Genomic DNA, 15989 nt, shown 5'->3' on the forward strand with positions numbered 1-15989 from the left:
AGTCAACCCGCGAATGAACGACTACTCTTCGTATGCGGGGGATTGCGCGCTATCGTCGCGGACGAGTTCGAATAATTCCGCTCTGCCGCTGCTCAGCCCGCTCTTCTCCAGCCGATAGCCGGGCCGCTCGATCAGTGCAGTGGTGACGAACCGCGGCCAGATATAGACCCGGTATCCGTGATCGATTGCCTGATCGATCAGGTCGAAATCGAACTTGCCCGTGCCGATATTGCGCTGCGCGATCACATGCCCCGGCTCCAGCGCCCAGCCGACGAGGAACGGCGCCGGGATAAAGGCCAGCGAATTGGCGGGCATCTGCCCGTATTCGCGGCTCAGCACATTGGCCCGGTCGCGCGTGCGCTGGCTATCGTGCAGATCGCCGCTGGCCAGTATCGCCGCCATGCCGATCCCGGCGCCGACCGCCACCATCGTCAGCGAACGCAGCGCGGCTTGCCCGCGCCAGCGCAGCCCCGCCGCCAGAGCGAGCGCGGCGGTCAGAAGGAACAGCCATGTCGGCAGGATCTGGTTGGCCCCGGCAATATGTGTCGGGTGCCATTCGACCCACATCAGATTGGCCGCAACGCCCAGCGCCGCGCCCAGTATCAGCTTGCGCTTCGTCGCTGTGCCTGCCTGCGCCAGCTCCGCGATCAGCGATGCCGCGAACACCGCGAGCAGTGGCACCAGCGGCAGGAAATAGCGCATGTTGATGCCCATCCCGCCGTGCCAGTCCTTCGGGAAGAACGGCAGGCTCCACACCAGTGCCAGCAGCGCGACAGTCCAGCGGATGCGCCGGTCGATCCCCCGCCCGGCATAGGCGAGCGCGGCCAGCACGCCGAGCCAGGGCATCGATTGCCCCAGCGCTTTCTTCCAGAAACCCCAGTAGCTGAGCGTGCCGTTGGGCAAATGCTGCATCCCCGGCTGCATCGCCTGTACCTGCGTGGAATCGATCACCAGCGCCCAGAACCCGTGCAGGTATCGCCACACGAATGCATGGGCGACCACCGCCGCTATCAGCAACAGCGCGCCCGCGATCCACAGCGCAGGCCGCCAGTTGGCGATCCGCTGGCTATAGCGATCCCACGCCAGCCGCCCTGCAACCGCCAGCAACCCGGCGACAACCAGCCCCGCCATCGCCAGCGCGTGGGAGGCAAAGTTGGTCCCGCCCGCCATCTCCTGCCCGTATGACACAGGATTGAGCGTGCCGAACTTCGCCAGATTGGCCAGCGATGCCAGCGCCACGAACGGGGCAAAGCCCGCGCCTGTCAGCGTCAGGCGATAGAATGGGCGGTCGGCAAACAGGAACAGCGCCATCGCCAGCGCAGGCACCGCCAGCACCGTATCGGTGCGGAACAGCAGGCCCAGCCCGATCAGCGCCCCGATGGCGAGCGAGCGCCGCGCCCGCGCCCTGCCCTGCGCGTCGGTAATGCTGTCGAACGCCAGCGACATTGCGCCGGTCACACACATCACGCTGACCGCATGGGGCCAGACCGCGAACGCATATTCGAGGAAAAAGCTGCCCCCCAGCAACAGCGCACATGCCGCCAGCGCGACTTTCGCGCCACCGAAATGGCGCGCCGCCATGCGATACAGCAGCCAGACAGTGACCGCTGCGGACAAGCTGTTGAGCAGCATCATTCCGTGCATACCGAACAGCGCCAGCAGCGGCGCGCCCAGCACCGACATGCCCGGCGGATACTGCGGCACGATCCCGTGCGGCCCGGCCACCATCAGCATCGGTTTCAACTGATTGGAAACGACGCCCGCAATCGCGTTGTCGATGGCAAAGCCGCCGCTGCGCCACATGGCATCGGCCCCGGCGTAGAGAATGAATTCGTCAATCGTGAACAGCCCGGACGACATCTGGAATGTCGCGATAGCAAACACCAGCAACAGCAGCCCCAGCGCCGCCCATGATCGTGCAGTCAACATGCCCCGCATACTCCGAGCGGCACAACAAGACGGGAAGGATTGAAGCAAAATGGGGATGCCATCGAGGTCCGGCTTCTTTAAGGAAAGGCGTTTGCAGGGGTTTAGCCGATCCGGCAGGATTGCGGAACGCCCCCGTTTCCATCACCCCCGCCCGGCCCGGCGGCGCGCGCCATAGCAGGACGATCTCTATACCGTGAGCAGTTTCAGCCGCCTGTTGCAAAATGCCTTGCACGAAGGGCGCAAGCTGGCCGCAGGCCCGATCGCGCGCGCCAGCGGGCTGAGCATGGCGATCCGCCTGTCGGGCATGGGCCTGCTGTTCGTGCAGGCAGTGCTGACTGCCCGCCTGCTCGGCCCCGCGGGATATGGCACCACAGCGACAGTGCTGTCTGCCGCCCAAGTCCTGTCGAGCGCGGCGATGCTCGGCTTCGGCGCGCTGGCAGTGCGCGAAGTGCCCGCACGGCGCGCGGCGGAGCAACCGGGCGCGCTGGCGGCATTTCTGCGACATTCGTTTATCGCGACGCTGGCGGTCAGTGTCGTTGTCGCGCTGGTGGCATCGCTGGCGCTGGTGCCTGCCGTTCCTGTGGCGGAGGCGATGCGCCACCCGTTCGCACTGGGCGGAGTGCTGGTGGTGCCGCTCGCCTTCGTCGCGCTGTTTCGGGGATGGGCGCAAGGGTTCGGGCAAATCGCGATGGCGCAAGTGCCGGGCGAATTCCTGCGCCCTGCGGTGATGGTATCGGTACTGGTCACAGTCGCGATTGGCGGGCTGGCGTTTGACCCAAGCGAGTATCTGATCGCCGCCACGGTCGCCGCGCTGGCGGCGGCGGTGGTGGCATGGGTGTGGATCGCCCGCAAGGAATTGCGCCACTTGCCCGCACCGGGCGAATGGGTGGGCGGGCGCGCGATCATGGCGGCATCGTTTCCCTTTCTGGGGATGGGGATGATCGCGATCTTGCAGGGCGAACTGAACACGCTGCTGCTGGCGGCGCTGGCGGGACCGCGAGAGACAGGCCTGTTCCAGCCGGTCGCCCGGCTGATGCCCTTGCTCGCCTTGCCGATACAGGCAGCCAGTATGCGCTATGCCCCGCGTATGGCCGAATTCTGGCACCGCGAGGAACACGAACGCATCCTGTCGGTCACCGGCACATTCACCTGGACCACGACTTTGCTGACTCTGCTGGCGGGGCTGGCGATTGCCGGGGCCGGGCCGTGGCTGATGCTGGTGTTCGGGCGCGACTTTTCCGCCAGCGCGCCATTGCTGTGGATCGTCGCCGCCGCGCAAGTGTTCAACGCCGCCTGCGGCCCGCTGGGCGTGGTGTTCAGCATGGCCGGGCGCACGGGGATCGCGGTGTTCGGGCAACTGGCCGGACTGGCGGTCAATATCGCAGTGGGGTTGCTGTTCATCCCTCACTATGGCGCAGCAGCGGCAGCGATGGGTATTCTGGCGGCGACAGTGACGTGGAATGTCGTGCTGCTGATCGCGATCCGGCGGATATTGGGGATCGATACTTCGATCCTTGGCGTACTCGCGCGCCGACGTTCCGCGCGCTGAGACGTTGGCCGCTGACGGCGCGCCGCATCACATCAGGTCAGCGACATACCGCTCCAGCCCGGTGCGGTAGCGGAGGCAGGCCGCGTGTAATTCCCGCCCGCGATCGGGCCGGTCGGCCAGCAGCGCGGCAAACTGCGCCTGCATCGCATCGGCGCTGAACCCGTCGAGCGCGACCAGCGACGATTCCATCCCCACCGACTCCGCGAAATCGCGACACTTGCCGCGATATTCGACCAGCAGGTTGGCCAGCCCACACATCGATGCCAGCACACTGCCATGCAGCCGCACCGACAGCGACAGACTGGCATGGCGCGCCAGTGCGGCATAGCCATCGAAATTGCGCGGCTGATAGATCGGTGCACCGCCCATGCCCGCCGCCGCCAGCACAGCGGCAATCGGTGCGTGATCGTCTGCATGGAACGCCAGTGGCATCACTTTCCACCCATCGGCCACCAGTTCGCCCAGCAATTGCCCCGCAGCACGGTCGAATGCGGCCAGATTGGCAATGTCCTGCGCGGTCTGGCCGGGGGAAGTGTTGAACAGAATCGTGCGCGCATCCGGGCTGGCCAGCGGCGCATCGGGGGTCAGCGCCAGTGCCAGATCGCCAGTCACCTTTGCCCGAACCACGCCGTTATCGTGCAGCTTCGCCAGCGAACGCGGGCCGCGCACGCCCACCCGATCAAACCGGTTGAGCGCTGCGGTCCAGCGCGGATCGAACGCGCTTTCCCCGGCGGAAAAGCCGGGGCTGCCAACGCCGGTGCCCAGCGTGGCCATCGCCACGCCCGCGTCCAGACAGCGTTCGACCAGATCGATGTAGCCGCCATTGATAAGCGTGCCCCCGCCGACAAAGGCCCGCCGGTGCCGCGCCTTGCCGCCCAGCCGCACCGCTGCCAGCATCTGCTCGACCCGCGGAGTGGAGAGGATTTCGGGCCGCTGCCCCAGCAGATGCGCGGCGGCATCGGCCATCGCTTCATCGCCCAGATTGGCGTGGCCGACCCAGCCGATATAACCGATCTTGCGCCCCGGCCTCGCTGCGCGCGACAGGCCGGTGCGGGCGAGGTTTTTCAGTGATTGCAGCCGCCCCACCGTCACACCCTGCCCTTGCCGATGGACTGGCTCAGCCGCCCCAGATTCATCGCCGCCTGCGCCAGCGCCATCGCCGCCCCCGCTCGGTCGGCACGGGCATAGCGCATGGCAGACCGGGCACCGAACACCGGCACTTTGGCGGCAGCAAGTGCCGCGCCGCGCAGCCCGCCACCGTCCACCACCGCCGCGCCCCGACCGATCCGCACGAAGCGGGAAAGCTGATGCCGCAAAGTCATCTCCTCAGCGCCAACGATATGGGCGACAATCGCTTGCGGCACGAAATGGACCGCTTGCCCACGTTCCGCCAACGCGCGCACGAACTGGCTGTCTTCCCCGCCGGTCGGCGCCCCACCAGCACCGAGATTGTCAGCCCCAAAGTTAGTGGCTCCGGTATCGAACCGCACATCGCCCAGCGCGCTGCGCCGGACCGCGAAATTGCCGCCTTTGACATCGACCGGATCGACCGGCCCGGCATGGCGGCACGGATCGGTACAACCACAGGCGCGCCCCGCCTGCGCCAGCGTTTCGAGCCATTCGGGCGGCGGCGCACTCCAGTGCGGGCGCACCGCCCCGGCAAACACGCCCACGTGCGGCGAACTCTCCGCCGCTTCCACATAGGCCTGCGCCCAGCGCGGCACGGGCAGCACATCGTCGTCCATGAAAATCAGCAGATCGCCCCGCGCCGCCGCTATCCCGCGGTTGAGCGCATGGGATTTGCCGGGACGCGGTTCGCTGAGAAACTGCGCGCCATGCGCGGTGGCAAACCGGCGCATGATATCGGGCGTGGCATCGCTGCTGGCATTATCGATCAGCACGATATCCCACGCGCCATTGCCCCCTGCGCCCTCTGGCCGTTCGACCTGCGCCAGCGCGGCCAGCGCTGCCCCAAGCGTATCGGCGCCATTGCGGCTGGGAATGATGATCGAACACCCGGTCATGAAAAAGTGCCTTATTACGCCGGGATGGGACGCGACAAGCGGCGCCGGGCCAGCTATGCGCGGACAAGCCCGATGGAAGCCCGATAGTGTCCCGAATGCCACGCCTCTCGGTCGTGATGGCCGTCTATAACGCGCAGGCCCACTTGCGCGCTGCGATCGATAGCGTGCTGGCGCAATCGATGGGCGATTTCGAACTGATCGTGGTGGACGATACCAGCACCGACGCCACTCCGCAGATTCTGGCCGACTATGCCGCGGCCGATCCGCGGGTGATCGCGATCCGCAACGACAGCAACCTTGGCCCGTACCCCAGCGCCAACCGCGCGCTCGCCATCGCCCGCGCCCCGCTGATCGCGCGGCTGGATGGGGACGACCTGTGCGAACCCGATCGGTTTGCGAGGCAGGTCGCGTTTCTCGACGCGCACCCCGATCATATGCTGGTGGGGTGCAGCTATATCTCTATCGACGAAAACGGGCGGCAGCGGTTCGTGCGGCGCAATCCGATGGGCTGGCGCGTGGCACAATGGGCAGTGCGGTTCCGTATGCCGATGGTGCACCCCGGCTTCTGCTATCGCCGCCTGATGCCCGATGGCGCGCCGGTGCGCTATTCCACCGATGTGCGGTACGCGCAGGATTACCGGCTGGCCGCAAGGCTGGCGCAGGCCGGGCGGATCGCAGTGCTGGGCGAACCGCTGGTGCGATACCGGATGCACCCCGGCAATATCTCGATGACCAGACTGGCCGATCAGGATCGCATCGCCCGCAAGATCGCGTGGGAACAGGTCGCGGCGCACTATCCCCCATCGCTGCACCCGCGCCTCGCTGCGTTTCTCGACGTGCTTTATCGCCAGCAGGCCCCCGAAGCCGCGCTGCTGGCGCAATCGGCCAGCGGCCTGCGCGCCGCGCTCGCTTACGATGGCGCGGGTGTGCCCGAACGACGCCGCGCGGCGGGCATTCTGGCGGAGGCGTTTCTGCGCGGCGGCGGGATGCAGGCGGTGCGGCTGGGCGTGGAACTGGTGCGGCAGGCCCCCGATATGCTGGCCCCGCTGGCGCTGCGGGTGCTGGAACTGAAAGGCTGGAAACCGCAACGGGGGGAATGATGCGCGGCGGTGAGGCGGTGAGGCGAACACTCGCCCCGCCAGCAACACCGCACACCGTCGCCCTGGCCTTGATCCGCTCACAACCGCTGCAATGGGAGGGGGCGTCGGGTGGGAGCTTTTCACACGAAGGCACGAAGGCACGAAGGCACGAAGGCACGAAGGCACGGAGTGGATTTGGGTTGGAGGTAGGGGGTCGCCCAATCGCCCCCGTCCTCACCCGCAAAATAGCACCCCCTCGCCCCGGACCCGATCCGGGGCCCCGCTTTACCTTCCCGCGCCGCCGCGCCAGCAGAAGCTGGACCCCGGCTCAAGGCCGGGGTGACGCAGGACGATAATAAGCTCCCCTCCCTCCGTCATTGCGATGAACCGCAGGCGACGTGGCAATCCATGGTCCGGGCCCCAGAACCACTATCCCAGCAGCTTCCCCTTCAGCCACCCCAGCGCATAAGGCGGCAGGGTCAGCGGCAGAGTCAGCCAGTCCGCCAGCCCCGGCCTCTGCGATGGCGCGGGCGTTCCGCCCAGCACCGCGCGGCCATGCCCGGCATAGAACAGGCGGCGCGCAATCCACGGCAGGCGGGTGCGTTCGGGCGGCACCACATGGGTGACGCAGGCGCGCCCGTCGTACACTACCTCCAGCCCGGCGGCGCGCACGCGGGCGCAGAATTCGCTTTCCTCCCCGCTGAACAGCTTGCCTTCGCGGCGGCCCAGCGTGGGATCGAACCGCATATGTGGCGGCAGCCGCGCCATATCGACCGCGAACCCGGCCCCCACCACCCGGTGATAAGGAAACGTACCGCTACCCAGATCGAGCATCGAATACTGATCGTTCACCACCCGCGCTTTCGCCCACAGCGGCGGTTTCCCCGGCCATCCGGGCACAATGCGGCTGCCCGCGACAGCGACACGCGGGTTGTCCGCCAGCGTCTCCGCCAGTCGCGCGGCCCAGTCGGGCGCGGCCATCGCATCGGCATCGAGGAACAGGATCAGCGAATGCGCCGCATGATCCATCGCCAGATTGCGCGCTTCGGACAGGCCGCCCAGCTGTGCGCGGATCATGCGGAACGCCAGCGGCGCATCGGCAAACGCCTGCTCCGTAATCCCGCCCGCCATATTCTGTTCGATAAACAGCACTTCACCGGTCACGCCCTGTTGCGCCACGGCATGGCGGATCGCCTCCGCCACCAGCGCATCCGGCTCGGCATATCGGGTCAGCGTGATAGTGACAGCTTGCGGCACACGCGGGGTTCCTGTGATCGGCATGATCGGATCGAGCGATAGCATCGCGCGCCATTCGCCTCTAATGGGGCTTGCTCCACCGCTCAAGGCAAACCGATACAACCGATGACTGCACCCCGCCCCCTGCAACGGATCGCTCTGATCGGGCCGGTCGCCCCGCTCCGCAGCGGGATCGCGCGGCACAGCGGCGCGCTGGCGGCGGAACTGGCACGGCACAGCGGCGTGGCGGTGCAGGCATGGTCGTTCGCCCGCCAGTATCCCGCCCGGCTGTTCCCCGGCGAAGCGCAAATCGACAACGCTCTGCCCCCGCCCGCCGGGGTCGCGGTGAGCCAGACCATCGACACGCTCAACCCGCTGACATGGCGGCACACCGCCCGCGAGGTAGCAGCATTCGCACCCGATCTGGCGATTGTCCCGGCGTGGACGTTCTTCACCGCCCCCGCATTGGGTTGGATCGCGCGCGATCTGCAGCGGCGCGGCATCCCGGTGGTGGCAATGGTTCACAACGCCCGCGATCACGAGGCGGCGGGGTGGAAAAACCGCCTGCTGGCATGGCAGATCGCGCAGGCCGACCGCGCCGTGGCCCACAATGCCCCCGTGGCCGCGCAACTCGCCGCCATCGCCCCCGCAATGCCCGTCGCGATCAGCCCGCACCCGCTATACGACGATTACCCCACCCCCACCGGCACTCTGCCCCGCCGCGCCGCGCTGGAGCTGCTGTTTTTCGGTCTGGTGCGCCCGTACAAGGGGCTGGACCTGCTGATCGAGGCACTGGCGCAGAGCGGGCTGCACGATGTGCGGCTGACCATCGCCGGCGAATTCTGGAGCGGGCTGGACGAAACCCGCGCACAAGTCGCCCGGCTGGGCCTGTCGGACACAGTCGAGATCGTCCCCCGCTATCTCAGCGATGCCGAAACCGCCGAACTGTTCGCCCGGTGCGACGCACTGGTCGCCCCCTATCGCGCCGCAACCGGATCGGGCGTGCTGGCACTGGCCCAGCATTATCAGCGCCCGGTGATCGCCAGCGACGTGCCCGGCCTGCGCGAAGCGGTGACCCACGGCGCAACCGGCTGGCTGTTCCCCGGCGGCGACATCGCCGCGCTGGCCGCCCTGCTGCGCGATACCGCCACCCGCCAAACCGCCGCCGCGATGCAGCCCGCACTGGCGGCACAGCGCGATACGCTGTCGTGGGCCAAACTGGCAGAGGCGGTTGTGGGATAGAGGTGCAGGTCGGGAGGATGCAGAAAAAGTGCAACCAACGCGCCGGTACGGCGAGCGCCCGCCATACCCTCGCTCCACCCGCAAAACAGCACCCCGTCGCCCCGGACCCAATCCGGGGCCCAGCTTTACCTTCCCCCACCGCGCCCGAGGAAAGCTGGACCCCGGCTCAAGGCCGGGGTGACGATAGTGGAGGAACAACATCTCCCTCGTCATTGCGAGGAACCGCAGGCGCTGCGGCAATCCGTCGACCGCCATCGTCCCGGCCACAACCGATGCGGAAGGCGGAACCGTCGGGTGGAACCTTGTCACACGAAGACGCGTAGGCACGAAGAGGGTTTGGTTCAGGGGTAGGGGTCGCACTGCCGATGGTTGGCCAATACTATCGCGCCTTCCCCTCTCCCTCCCTCGTCGTTGCAAGGAGCCGCAAGGCGACGCGGCAATCCATCGACCGCCCTCGCCCCACCACGACCGCCGCGATGGGCGGAACCGTCGCGTCATGGATTGCTTCAGTCCGTTCGCAATGACGAGTTGGGTGGTTGGGTGCGGGAAGCCATCCCCGCATCGCGTCCGAGGCGACGACGCGGAGGGCGCCGGGAAACGGCCAGATGCAACGCGCCGGTGCGGCAAGCGCCCGCCATACCCTCTCCCCGCCCGCAAAAAAGCACCCCGTCGCCCCGGACCCGATCCGGGGCCCAGCTTAACCTTCCCCCGCCGCACCCGAGGAAAGCTAGACCCCGGCTCAAGGTCGGGGGGTATTGCGAACGACACAAAAATGCGGGGAGCTGACCACACGGCTGGCTCCCCAATTTTTGTTGGAATGGTCATTAGCGGCGGACAAATCTCACAAATTGCACAGTCAAGATTGACGGCACCTATCCTACTTTGCGCAATTGAACTACGCTTGCGACATGAAGCCGCAACCGGAAGATGAACGCAAGGGCGACCTGATGAGGGTCACTTATGTGGATGAAGATGCGGGGGCGGTATTCTTACGACTTAAAGATGGTCGAACAGCTTGGATTACTGGTATTGCGGCTGGCTCCTTAGAAAAGAACGATACCATTCTCTCATGCGATGGCGAATGGTTTCGGGTTCCTTCCGAAGTTTGGCCAACCTCTCATCTTACGTCAGTCATTCGGGAGGTCTTAGAAGATGGCACCATCTTAGGGGAATCAGGCAGCGCACTTCTGACACTGTCCAACCCCAATGCACTTACGATCAACCAGAATTCTACGGTCGAGATTGATGAGTCATCCGCAATTCTTCGAGTGCTTTCCAAAGACTCTATTCGGGTGCGGCAACACCCAGCCGACGAGGAAACGTCAGCCGCTTCATTCTTAGTCCGTCCAGATGATGATGGGCTGTCTTTCGATGATTTCGGTGGGTATCAAGAGGTCATCAGTAGAGCAAAAGAACTAATTGAGACACAGTTTGAGCGGCGAGAAGAACTAAGAAAAATTGGTGCGAGACCGGTAAGAGGGATTTTGTTTACTGGCCCTCCTGGCACGGGCAAAACGCACCTAGCGCGCATCATTGCAAATCAAAGCAATGCAAACTTTTATGACATTAGCGGCCCTGCAATCGTCAGCAAATGGGTGGGCGATTCAGAGAATTTGCTGCGTCGGATTTTCGAACACGCAGACAAGTCACCATCTGGCAAATCGATCATCTTTTTTGATGAGATCGATAGCATCGCCGAGAGCAGGAGCGGTGACACACACGAAGCATCACGTAAGCTTGTCGCTCAATTCCTCACTCTTATGGATGGCTTTAGCAATTCTCAGAACACAACAATCGTAATTGCGGCAACAAATCGTGTGGAAGCGTTGGATTCTGCGTTGACGCGTCCCGGTCGATTTGACTGGGAAATTGAGTTTGGTTTGCCAACCGTTCTAGACCGTATTGAGATACTCAAGGTTGATGCTCGTCGCATAAATTGCGGCGATGACCTTCCAATCAGCGAGGTAGCCATTCGCACGCATAACTGGTCAGCAGCCAGACTGTCGTCGATATGGACAGAGGCTGCCTTGATCGCAGCAGCGGACAAAAGGAACCGGGTCGTAGGTGAAGATTTTGCCCAAGCTTTTGAGCGAGTAGCACGTCGCCCTGAACGCTCACAGCAAAAGGAGAAACGGTGATGCTGAAGTTCAGCCGGGCCTTCCCTTGGATCGCATTTGGTTCGGATGACAAAGTTGCGATTGTTGACAGCGAAAGCGAGCCTCTGCGCGAGTTCATCTATCTTGATGAGGTTAGCCTCGCTAGCCTCTTGGCATCACAAAAAGGGGAAATCACAGAGAACATTACGTCGCAGATTGAAGAAGGACGCTCTCTCGAAAGCGGAGGAAAAGTCGGGGTAAATGGGCCATTGCTTCCCTCTGCTGAAGCATCATCTAGATTCCAAACAACAAATAGCACCGCTTTGCAGACTGTCCGTAAAGCCAACGCTCAGTCGCTTTTCCGGGAGCTTCATGAGCTAGAGCACCTCCGAAAAATCAAGCCGACAAAGCCGAAGTGCTCTGCGGCTTCTTTCTCAGAATTTATCGCTTCTCTAAACAGTGACTCGGCTTTCAAAGCCCAAGATTTGAAACGAGGCGATCTAGTCGAGTTTAAGGTAAAGCTGTCTGCATCGTGGATTTTTCAAATCAGCACAATGGTCGCTGAATTCTCTGAAATGTTCGACGAAAGCCCAACACTCTTTCTGGAAAATGTGAAGTTTTCGGACCTTTATCAAGCAAAGAATGTCAACAAGATCATCAATAAGCTCCTTGCAGGGCTAATTCCAATTGACGGTCTTGTGACCGAGTATGGAGTTGTTGAATATGAAGGTGAAGACTATATTATTCATAGCTCTGTAATCAAAAAATTTGGGCTTGATAATCGACCACTGCAGATCGTGGGCGTGACCGAGCATCTGGCGTATTGGAAGGACATTCGCCGAATTCTATTTGCTGATAGCGAATTCACCGTACTTTGCAGGCTTTCTAAATCGGGCCTGCAAACTGATTGGAATCCCATAAAGGTAGCGGATATTTTCAGCCAGTTCGCACCAGACTTGGCCGGGCAAATTGAGGTATCCAGTCGTGCTGCGATTGCGCAATCTTCGCGAGCAAGAGAAGAGCCCAAGCCGGATGGTCAGTCGCAAAAACTAATGGTGGCGTTGCTCCGTTATAAGGACTTGCTTGTCGCCCAACTAGATCGTGAAGTCTCCACTCAGGAGGCTCAAGAGATTGATAGGTCGATTTCAAATCTGAGACTGGTGAGCAACTCGGCTGAGGGACAAAGAGCGGCATTCGCTCAAACCAAGGCAGTTGTTGAAGACTTGATTGGTGAGACAATCGATCCCAACGCCGATTTGGAACTTCGCGCACGTGTCCGCCAAATTCAAGACCTGCCATTGCTTCCCCGAAATTCGGACCCCCAACAAGGGGAGCAAGACTCCGAACCCGTCGAGATCGAAAAGACTGATAATCGGCTTTTGGACGTTGAGGTGGTTGCGATCTACTGGTGACGCGTCAGTGATGCGAGCTTTCTCCGCAAATTTGACGGGTCGATACGCAACTTTCGAGCCGCACGCCGCAGCCCCAGTTCTTGAACCATTTGGTTGAGGTGGTGAAATCTTTGTTGCCGCTCTGCGCACAGCAATTCCGCTTTCGCAATTGCCGCAGAGAATTGGCAAAAGAGGCTCCGCACGATCGCATCGTTTGGCACAACGTCGCCAGATAGGATTGCGCGCAGCCGCCTTGAAGAAAGCCGCATGGCCTTGGCAGCCGCGGCCTTGCCGAGAATTTCCGCAACCTTCGCCAAGTCAGACCTGAGCTGTTCAACGCCATCGGCAGTTAGGCCGTAATCGGGGTTTAGCTCGCCATCGGCCCCAAGCATTTGCTGCCTGTCCAGCTCGTTGGCTTCCTTGCCGATATGACGAATGCCGATTGCCTGAATATGCCGCCGCCGCGTTGCGCCACGGTCCCGATAATCGCCACCAAGGAGTTTGGATTCCGGGTGCAGGTGATATTGCGCCACGGCTTCGCGATATGTCTGCAAGGCATCTGCGGAAACAGGTTTGCCGCTTTCCCGGTCGAATGCTGTTGCAGCAACCTTTTCCAAGTCTTGCTCGAACAGGGCAACGGGTTTGGGTAATTCGATTTTGGGTGGCCGTCCTCGCCGGGGATGCGTAATGACCGCCTTATTCGAACGCCACTCCTGCTTGGCGCGAAGGGCTAGCAGGAAACCGAACGGCTTTACCTGATCGCGATAGGAGCGATTGGCATTGTGGCCCTTGAACCATCGCAACAGCTCTGGCGCGGTAGCACCGTAACGGCTGACTGCCGGGGCGTTCATGGCTGGGTGGAAATCGAGCCGGGGCATTTCGGGCTTTTCGCCAAGGCCAGCTTTGACGATTTCAAACCACAAATCGCAGTGCCAGCGCTCGACTCCGCTTCGCAATACGCTTTTATGTGGGGCGGGAATATCAGTAGGAGAATTGTCGGCGCGGTAGGGTGGCAATAGGTGGCCAAGCCCGTGTGCCGATACCTTGCGCAAGATCGGACTGCCGCCGTCCGCCAGATTGAAAAGCGCATATCGCTTCGATGATATTGCCCAGCAATAAAGCGGCTCAGGCTCACCTGTTTCCAGCCCATAGTTCTCGTCTTCGATTTTCAAGATCGAGCCGGGAAAGGCATATGGATTGAGCGCGGCAAACCAGTCTGTGATTTCCTGCACCCGCTGGCTGAATTCATCGCCAGCCATCCCATCGGGTTTGGCAATTGCCATGCTGTCCGTGTCGCAGAATGCCCATTCCAACCTTCGCGATGCAATCAGGCTTTCCGTGATCGCCAGCATTAGCCGCGCTGCGCCGGTAATCAGTGAGCCTAGCAGCGGGTGGAAATACTCACCCGGCCTTTCGGCCTTGTCGGTTTCCAGTTCGAACGGCTCGCCATCATGGCCGAATATCGTGGCATCGAAGCCCTTGGAGCGTTTGGCCACATTGACCTGCATCCAAATGCCGTAGCTTGTGGAATTGGCGCAAATCTTAAGCGCGTATTGTTCGCTATCCAGCGCGGCCAGTTCATCGCCGCTGGCACCTTTCGTCCGGTCCTTGGTCTCCTTGCGCAATTCAATGACGCGCCGGAAAAAATCCGTTTCGACCGGATCGACCCGGTATTGCGGATTGCCGCTGACGTTGATCGGGCAAAGGTCTGCCTGCATTGCCACCGGCTCAAAGGCGATGGCTTTCACAATTTTGGGAGCCTTGCCGGTCAACAATTTCGAAGCAATGCAATCGGCCAGAGTAAACCAAAGTGGCGTTTCAGAGCTGAGATAGTTCGCGCCGATGGTTGCCATTGCGTCAGCATCATAGATCGCCCGAGCAGGGAAAATGTCGGCATTCGGTTTCACCTGAACTAATGTCGCTAATTGCGGCCATATATCTGGCGATTGTAGGTCCGCCAAAGTCACTTTGGCGAGAAACGCCCGCGTCTTTTGCGTTGCTTTGCGCTGCCGCAAGCCGCTGGCAATCACAAAGCGCCAAAGCCCCATAAGGGTGCAAACGGTCGGATACATCGAAAGAAAATCGCACAGGATGACTTGTCGTGCTTCGCGTCTGATTCTGATTTCGGAGCGCCCGCCGTAATAGCTCGACAGAATGCACCCCAGCATTTCGGGCGGAAAAACGGGCTGCAATTCCCGCCACGGGGCAATGCCCATTGCTCTGAGATAGCCTTTGCCGATGCTCGCTTCGCTATAGATTTCCTCTGGCCGCAAATCTGGCAGGTCCAACCCGCTCAGCTTTTCCAGCAAAGTTGCGTAGCATTCCCAAGTGGTCTGCACGTCGCGCACCGCATAGCTGAGCATCGTATCGGAAACTGGCCCGTCGAATTCGTCAAAGTCGAGTTTGGGGTTCGCCACTTTCAGGAACTTGCTCAGGCTGCCCAAGCTGAAATTCTGAGACAGGAGCGAAACGGCCAAGGTGTTTACATCTACGAAATAGCCGCGCCGCACTGGTGTTTTGTCACCCCGCTTGCGCTGTCCTCTGCTGTCCCGCGGGCGATAAGGCGCGGAAAAATCGATTAGTGCGCAGCGTCGGGATAGATGCTTCACGCGGATATGCGGCCAAATTTTCTGATGAGATAGGGTAAAGGTGAAGCCGCCATACATCGCGCCGCGTGCAACACCGTGATCGATGGCAAGCCGGGAAATGTCGAACGGCAAATTGAAACCGATTATGCGTGCGCGAAGCTGATAAGCTCGCAGGAAAATCATCTCGTCAACGAATTCGTCACGATTGCGGACCAGCAACCGATGTCGTTTTGCATAAGCGCGGAGGGTCGTTACCTCCGCCGCTGAGATACCTTGCGGATCATAGAACAACCCCGCCTCTTTCAATTCGCTACCCTTGCGAAACTGATACGCTCCAAAGCGTAGCGCTTGCCCAGCGTCCACACAGGTTTCACAATCGAAAGTCAGCGACCAATCCGAAGCCTCAGCGCTTCGATAGGGCTTTCGTGCTTTGGGTGCGTTGGCGTAGGCGCGTAGGGAAATCGGCAGGCGATCAGTGATCGGGGTCATGACTTCACCCCCACACCAGCAGGCGTTGCTCGCTCAACCAGTGCCAGCCCGAATTCATTCAGCTTTTCGAGGATCAGTTTGAGCAGGTCCGCCATCCCAAGCAGGAATAGCCCGATAGCGTGCAGCATCTGGTCAGAGTGGAGTGTAAGTTCAGGGTGGTCCTTCTGATCGTCGCTCACTTTGCGATGGCAGTTCCGGCAAATGATAACTGTGTCGGGATCATGCTTGCGGCCTGCAACATGGTGCCGCTCCAGCACCCGGTAATCGAATTCGCCGCAGGTGCCACAGATTGGGTTGTTGCTGCCCAGCTTCTCCAAACGACGTTGCTTGCGAATTTCGCGGGCGAGTTCTTTGTCAGTCATTTCA

Annotated in this window: 11 protein-coding genes; 5 read left to right on the forward strand and 6 right to left on the reverse strand. The window is 61.8% G+C overall.

What is annotated here, in order from left to right; genetic code table 11:
* Nucleotides 1–21: 21 nt before the first annotated feature.
* Nucleotides 22–1929: an ArnT family glycosyltransferase gene (locus CV013_RS09990; RefSeq protein ID WP_102155268.1), complete on the reverse strand. Its 1908-nt coding sequence runs from the start codon at nt 1927–1929 to the stop codon at nt 22–24.
* A 193-nt stretch (nt 1930–2122) separates the two neighbouring features.
* Here CV013_RS09990 and CV013_RS09995 point away from each other — a divergent pair, with 193 nt between their 5' ends.
* Complete coding sequence (locus CV013_RS09995) at nt 2123–3478, forward strand: lipopolysaccharide biosynthesis protein (RefSeq protein ID WP_123640013.1); 1356 nt, start codon at nt 2123–2125, stop codon at nt 3476–3478.
* Between the two features lie 27 nt (nt 3479–3505).
* Here the strand turns inward: CV013_RS09995 and CV013_RS10000 are convergent, their stop codons facing one another.
* On the reverse strand, nt 3506–4564 hold the full coding sequence (locus CV013_RS10000; RefSeq protein ID WP_123640012.1) for a polysaccharide pyruvyl transferase family protein: 1059 nt from the start codon (nt 4562–4564) through the stop codon (nt 3506–3508).
* Nucleotides 4565–4566: 2 nt separating this feature from the next.
* Nucleotides 4567–5502 (reverse strand): glycosyltransferase, encoded by a 936-nt coding sequence (locus CV013_RS10005; protein WP_102155274.1) that lies wholly within the window; start codon nt 5500–5502, stop codon nt 4567–4569.
* Between the two features lie 95 nt (nt 5503–5597).
* Between CV013_RS10005 and CV013_RS10010 the strand changes: the two genes are divergently transcribed.
* Nucleotides 5598–6602 (forward strand): glycosyltransferase family 2 protein, encoded by a 1005-nt coding sequence (locus tag CV013_RS10010; RefSeq protein ID WP_102155276.1) that lies wholly within the window; start codon nt 5598–5600, stop codon nt 6600–6602.
* 408 nt (nt 6603–7010) lie between these two features.
* On the opposite strand, the gene CV013_RS10015 is transcribed toward CV013_RS10010, so the two are convergent.
* On the reverse strand, nt 7011–7883 hold the full coding sequence (locus tag CV013_RS10015) for a glycosyltransferase family 2 protein (protein ID WP_102155278.1): 873 nt from the start codon (nt 7881–7883) through the stop codon (nt 7011–7013).
* 60 nt (nt 7884–7943) lie between these two features.
* On the opposite strand from CV013_RS10015, the gene CV013_RS10020 reads away from it, so the two are divergent.
* The 3 genes from CV013_RS10020 (at nt 7944) to CV013_RS10030 (ending at nt 12567) form a co-directional block, all read left to right on the forward strand.
* Entirely contained in the window at nt 7944–9059 is a 1116-nt protein-coding gene (locus CV013_RS10020) for a glycosyltransferase (protein ID WP_102155280.1), read from the forward strand.
* 908 nt (nt 9060–9967) lie between these two features.
* Nucleotides 9968–11197 carry an ATP-binding protein gene (locus CV013_RS10025; protein WP_102155282.1) on the forward strand — a complete coding sequence of 410 codons (1230 nt, stop codon included), beginning with the start codon at nt 9968–9970 and terminating at the stop codon, nt 11195–11197.
* Complete coding sequence (locus CV013_RS10030) at nt 11197–12567, forward strand: DUF6414 family protein (RefSeq protein WP_102155284.1); 1371 nt, start codon at nt 11197–11199, stop codon at nt 12565–12567. The genes CV013_RS10025 and CV013_RS10030 overlap by 1 nt, the downstream gene beginning before the upstream one ends.
* On the opposite strand, the gene CV013_RS10035 is transcribed toward CV013_RS10030, so the two are convergent.
* Nucleotides 12558–15623 carry a hypothetical protein gene (locus CV013_RS10035; RefSeq protein WP_102155286.1) on the reverse strand — a complete coding sequence of 1022 codons (3066 nt, stop codon included), beginning with the start codon at nt 15621–15623 and terminating at the stop codon, nt 12558–12560. The genes CV013_RS10030 and CV013_RS10035 overlap by 10 nt on opposite strands.
* Complete coding sequence (locus CV013_RS10040) at nt 15620–15985, reverse strand: hypothetical protein (RefSeq protein WP_102155288.1); 366 nt, start codon at nt 15983–15985, stop codon at nt 15620–15622. Before CV013_RS10040 ends, CV013_RS10035 begins: the two co-directional genes overlap by 4 nt.
* Between the last annotated feature and the right edge of the window lie 4 nt (nt 15986–15989).

It is taken from the genome of Tsuneonella flava (assembly GCF_002870965.1).
Lineage (GTDB): Bacteria > Pseudomonadota > Alphaproteobacteria > Sphingomonadales > Sphingomonadaceae > Tsuneonella > Tsuneonella flava.

Coding starts and splice junctions, on each gene's coding strand:
- CV013_RS09990 (WP_102155268.1), bottom strand. CDS start 1,929: ATGTTGACTGCACGATCATGGGCGGCGCTGGGGCTGCTGTTGCTGGTG.
- CV013_RS10005 (WP_102155274.1), bottom strand. CDS start 5,502: ATGACCGGGTGTTCGATCATCATTCCCAGCCGCAATGGCGCCGATACG.
- CV013_RS10010 (WP_102155276.1), top strand. CDS start 5,598: ATGCCACGCCTCTCGGTCGTGATGGCCGTCTATAACGCGCAGGCCCAC.
- CV013_RS10015 (WP_102155278.1), bottom strand. CDS start 7,883: ATGCTATCGCTCGATCCGATCATGCCGATCACAGGAACCCCGCGTGTG.
- CV013_RS10020 (WP_102155280.1), top strand. CDS start 7,944: ATGACTGCACCCCGCCCCCTGCAACGGATCGCTCTGATCGGGCCGGTC.
- CV013_RS10025 (WP_102155282.1), top strand. CDS start 9,968: ATGAAGCCGCAACCGGAAGATGAACGCAAGGGCGACCTGATGAGGGTC.
- CV013_RS10030 (WP_102155284.1), top strand. CDS start 11,197: ATGCTGAAGTTCAGCCGGGCCTTCCCTTGGATCGCATTTGGTTCGGAT.
- CV013_RS10035 (WP_102155286.1), bottom strand. CDS start 15,623: ATGACCCCGATCACTGATCGCCTGCCGATTTCCCTACGCGCCTACGCC.
- CV013_RS10040 (WP_102155288.1), bottom strand. CDS start 15,985: ATGACTGACAAAGAACTCGCCCGCGAAATTCGCAAGCAACGTCGTTTG.